The 4,188-nt window shown below is 58.4% G+C and carries 4 protein-coding genes; all 4 read left to right on the top strand.

Annotated features, from left to right (window positions below):
* Positions 1–17 precede the first annotated feature (17 nt).
* The 4 genes from HGO41_RS25625 to HGO41_RS25610 all read left to right on the top strand — a co-directional run bounded on the left by HGO41_RS25625 (position 18) and on the right by HGO41_RS25610 (position 3,635).
* Positions 18–299 (top strand): DUF905 family protein, encoded by a 282-nt coding sequence (locus tag HGO41_RS25625; protein ID WP_250981638.1) that lies wholly within the window; start codon positions 18–20, stop codon positions 297–299.
* A 70-nt stretch (positions 300–369) separates the two neighbouring features.
* A complete protein-coding gene (locus tag HGO41_RS25620) occupies positions 370–2,418 on the top strand; it encodes a ParB/RepB/Spo0J family partition protein (protein WP_250981637.1) in 2,049 nt (682 codons plus the stop codon).
* Positions 2,419–2,458: 40 nt separating this feature from the next.
* Complete coding sequence (locus tag HGO41_RS25615) at positions 2,459–2,977, top strand: conjugation system SOS inhibitor PsiB family protein (protein WP_250981636.1); 519 nt, start codon at positions 2,459–2,461, stop codon at positions 2,975–2,977.
* Complete coding sequence (locus HGO41_RS25610; protein ID WP_250981635.1) at positions 2,901–3,635, top strand: plasmid SOS inhibition protein A; 735 nt, start codon at positions 2,901–2,903, stop codon at positions 3,633–3,635. Before HGO41_RS25615 ends, HGO41_RS25610 begins: the two co-directional genes overlap by 77 nt.
* The last annotated feature ends 553 nt before the right edge of the window (positions 3,636–4,188 follow it).

Genomic DNA, 4,188 nt, shown 5'->3' with positions numbered 1-4,188 from the left:
CGAAGGAGACCTGAAGAATGCACACACAAAACGTCAAGACCGCCGCTCCTGAATCTTCCGAAAGATGGGGGGCGAAAGAACAACGCGTCCTGTTGCCTGCCGGTGAATTCACCCGTCAGCAGGCGGAGGCCGTAGCAGCGGCATACAGCAATATCGCTATTGAGGACGATCAGGGGACGCATTTCCGCCTTGTCCTGCGCGTGTTCGGGCAGATGGTCTGGCGGGCGTGGAATTTCCAGCCTGATGCGGGGGCAGAGTTTAACAAATTCATCGTCAGCAACGGCGTGAGAAAGCAGTAAGGCAGTGAAGTGAGGTGCCGGACGATTGGGTCGTCCGGCAGACATAAATCAACACTTGAGGTATTTCACTATGTCAGTAACCGAGTCTAAAGCAGTATCTACAACCCGTAAAGCGGCAAAAAATCCTAAAAACTCCGCGCAAAGCGCCGCCGTGGAGCAGGCACTGGCAAATACGCCGGTCGAGATGGTGCCCCTGAGTCAGCTGGCACTGTCACCGCTGAATGTGCGTAAAGTGTCCCCCGATCCGGTGAAATTGCAGGAACTGGCAGACAGCATTCGCGCCGTGGGCGTGTTGCAGAACCTGATCGTACATCTGTTGCCGGATGGTCTGCTGGGCACCGCCGCCGGTGGCCGCCGTTTTCGTGCCCTGAACATCCTGCTGAATAACGGGATGATCACCGCAGATTACGCGGTGCCGGTGAAGACCGTCAGCGAAGAGATGGCAAAAATCGTCTCCGCAACGGAGAACTTTCAGCATGAAGAGATGCACCCTGCCGACCAGATTGCGGTGTTTGGTGAAATGAGCCGCGAAGGGAAAACGGCGGCACAAATCGCGGGTGTGCTCGGCTACAGCACTAAACACGTTCAGAAATTCCTGCGGCTGGCAGGCATGGCTCCGGCGTTGCTTGCGGCGCTGGCCGAAGACAAGCTCAACGTTGACCAGTTGCAGGCCCTGTCGGCCAGCGAAGATCAGGAACGCCAGCTGAACGTCTGGGAAAATGCCTTCGGCTATTACCGCAACCCGAAGGAACTGCGGGAAGCGGTGCTGAAGGGCGAAGTGCCCGCTGCAGGCAACCGCCTGCTCGACTTTGTCGGGCGTGAAGCTTACGAACAGGCAGGCGGCGGGTTCCGCTACGATTTGTTCTCTGATGAAGGCTTTATCGGCGATACCGTGCTGCTCCACACCGTCGCCCGTCAGAAATTGACAGATATTGCCGCCGGCATTGCGCAGGCCGAAGGCTGGTTATGGTCGGAGGGGCGCACCGAGGGGGTGAGCACCTACGGTGAAGATGCAGAGCGTTATCTGTTACTCAAACAGCCTGCCGGTGAACTGACTCCCGAGGAACGTGCGCGGTTTGATGCCCTCGGTAAGCAGCTGGAAACGCTGTCTGAGCAGGATGATGACGAAGACGCAGACCATGACGCACTGGAACTGGCCGCAGATGGCTGTCAGGCCGAAATGGACGCCATCGAAGCCGCCGCAAACATCCGGGCATGGGATGCCGATGTTCGTGCCCACGGCGGTGTGGTGGTGTCACTGTTGCACGGGGCGATTTCTGTCCGTCGCGGTGTGATGCTGCGCAGCGACCTGCCGGAAATTGCCGCAGATGATAAAACCGGTGTTAATCAGCACCTCAGCAGTATCCGCACTGAAGGCAGCGAAGAAGAATCTGCGCAACCACAGGCCAAACCGCTGAGCGCCGCACTGGTCAAAAGCCTGTCCAGCGAGCGCACCTTAGCCGTACAGGCGGCACTGGCGGCACAACCTCAAATGGCACTGGTGATTTTTGTGCACGATTGCCTGAAATCCACCTTTACCACCCATTCATATACGGCATCCACCCTCAAAGTTTCGCTGCATGCTCACACCGGCAACCTGCTCGACAATGCCCCGACCGCAAACGACGGACTGGCGATGCAGCATCTTAACGCCATGCACGAAGCGTGGCAGGCACAGCTGCCGGACAACTGGCACGAAAGCTGGGACTGGTTACTGAAGTGGGATACGCAGCAGCTGATTTCTGTCATGGGCTACTGCCTTGCCAAAACGCTCAACGGGGCATCAGAACGCCTGAGCCACAAAGACAGCAAGGCAGGAAAAGAACTCGAGCCGGTGGAGGCGATGCTGGGCTTCACGCTGCGTGACTGGTGGCTGCCGACGAAGGCCAATTTCTTCGGGCGTATCAGTAAAGAGCAGATTTCTGACAGCCTGTCGCAGGCCGGTCTGGACGGCGCGGCACGGGACGCCCTCAAAATGAAAAAAGCCGAGGCAGCAGAACTGGCTGAAGACAAAATCACACTGACCAGTTGGGTGCCTGAATGCTTGATGGCTGTCTGTGAGCAGCCGGACGCTGGTACGGATACTGACACTCACACCGCCGCAGCCATTGCCGCCTGATAAGGAGACGCCGCTCCGTGAAGGAGCGGCATATAACACCATGAAAAACCGTCAACCTCATTTTCTTGCCAACCTTCTGGGCTGCCAGCCAGCAGGGGCAGACATGTCTCCCGAACTGCGTGGCAACGTCCGTCAGATGTTTACGGACTCTGTTCTGCAAAACGTTGATCTGCCCGCTGCATGGTCTGTTGATGTGCCTGCGCCCTGCGAAGAGGGGTTTCTGTCGAGCTGCTGCGTGCTGACGGCGGCGCCTGATATCCGGCTTATCTTCGGGCATGGCGGCGCAGATGCCCCCTTCTGGTCGATGGGGCTGTTGTTTGACAACGATTTATCGGTCGCGTGGTTATTTGTGTCTGAGGTTATCGATAACGCTGCAATAGCGGCTATCGGGCGCGAAATTGAGCGTATCGATGAGTATGTGCATGCGGGATATACCGGCGCGTGCAGACTGGCCGCCGCCTTGCGGTTTACGGGGTGGCCGTATGATCCCCCGCTCACATGCGTTAGTCCCGTTACAGCCTCAGCGGCGGGCAGCCATGCAGGCCATTGGTTATGTTGAAAGCCGCAGTGAGACGGCCCACCGGATGGGGAGATACCCCTATGCCCATGCCTTTTTCCGGTTTATGGGCAAACCGGCTATTGGCGTAGATGACATCCGGATGCTCGACGGTACTTTTGACCCCAGCCAGCGGGGGCGTCCGGGTAAGGAGCGATATATCGCCGCCCTCGATATGCTTATTTCGACACGGGGCGCATCGTGCCCCTCTCCGTTGTCGGGCGGAGTAGGGCACAGCCTGTTCCCTGAAGTTGAACGCAGAGAGCGGCAGCGGGGGGAACAGCGTGCCCTTCTGAAGGCTAACCGCAGGCAAAATGTTGAAGCAAAAGCAGGGGAACAGAAGCGGATACGCTATGAAACGCTGTTGGGGCAGGCTGAGATCGAGCTGGCATTTTGTACCCCGAGCACGGTCAGGCCGTGGTACGACAACTGGTCGCGCAGAGACTTGCTACTCCACGATTTAGGCGAACTGGTTTACGCGTGGTTTTCACGCTTTCCCAGTCTCGGGCATTTTGACCGGTACTTTCTGCGGTATGAACCGCTGTGGGTGGTGATGCTGGAAGTAAACCGGCACGCTGACGAACAGAGTGAGTTTGAGGTCTACCTTGATCGCCTGATGCTGCCGAATCGTCTGTCTGACCTGGAGAGAAAAGAAAGATAAACCCGCAAGCTGCTGCGGCTGCGCCGCGGCGGCTTTGCTTTGCCTCCGGTCTGTTTCACCGGCTTCTCTCTTTCATTCCTTTCATTCCTTTCGTACGTTTCCTCTCCTGGCTTCCCCTGTTCTTCTTCATTTGCTTATTTCTTTGATTCTTCTCCCTGTCCATCGATGTCCGGTCTTTCTTTTTCACAACAAACCACCACGGCCGGAACATGGCCCCCTTCGGCTCCCGACCTGCGGCCGGTCGTCGAGCCCGACTGCGCTAACCGGCTAAGCCGGTAAGCTCCGCGTAACCCCGCAGGGGTTACGGCCTGACGGCTAGGGTCTGATGGCAACGGCCACGTCAACCCCCGCAGGCGGCTGCGCCGCCGCACTGACACTGGCCAGCGACGCTGGCCGCTAAGGTCGCCGGCGCGTTCCCCGCCGTCGGGTGTGTGCATTCTGCCGGGTGCGGTTATCCCTCTCGCGGCCAGCTCTTACGCGGAGGGCTGGGTGTAGCACCGCCGCCCAGGTTAACGCAAGGGTGAAATGCACGCCTGCGGCGCCCTTGCGTTCC

The sequence above is a fragment of the Rahnella sp. CG8 genome (assembly GCF_023701875.1).
In the GTDB taxonomy this organism is placed as follows: Bacteria; Pseudomonadota; Gammaproteobacteria; order Enterobacterales; family Enterobacteriaceae; genus Rahnella; species Rahnella aceris.
This window is presented reverse-complemented; position numbering and strand designations above follow the sequence as displayed.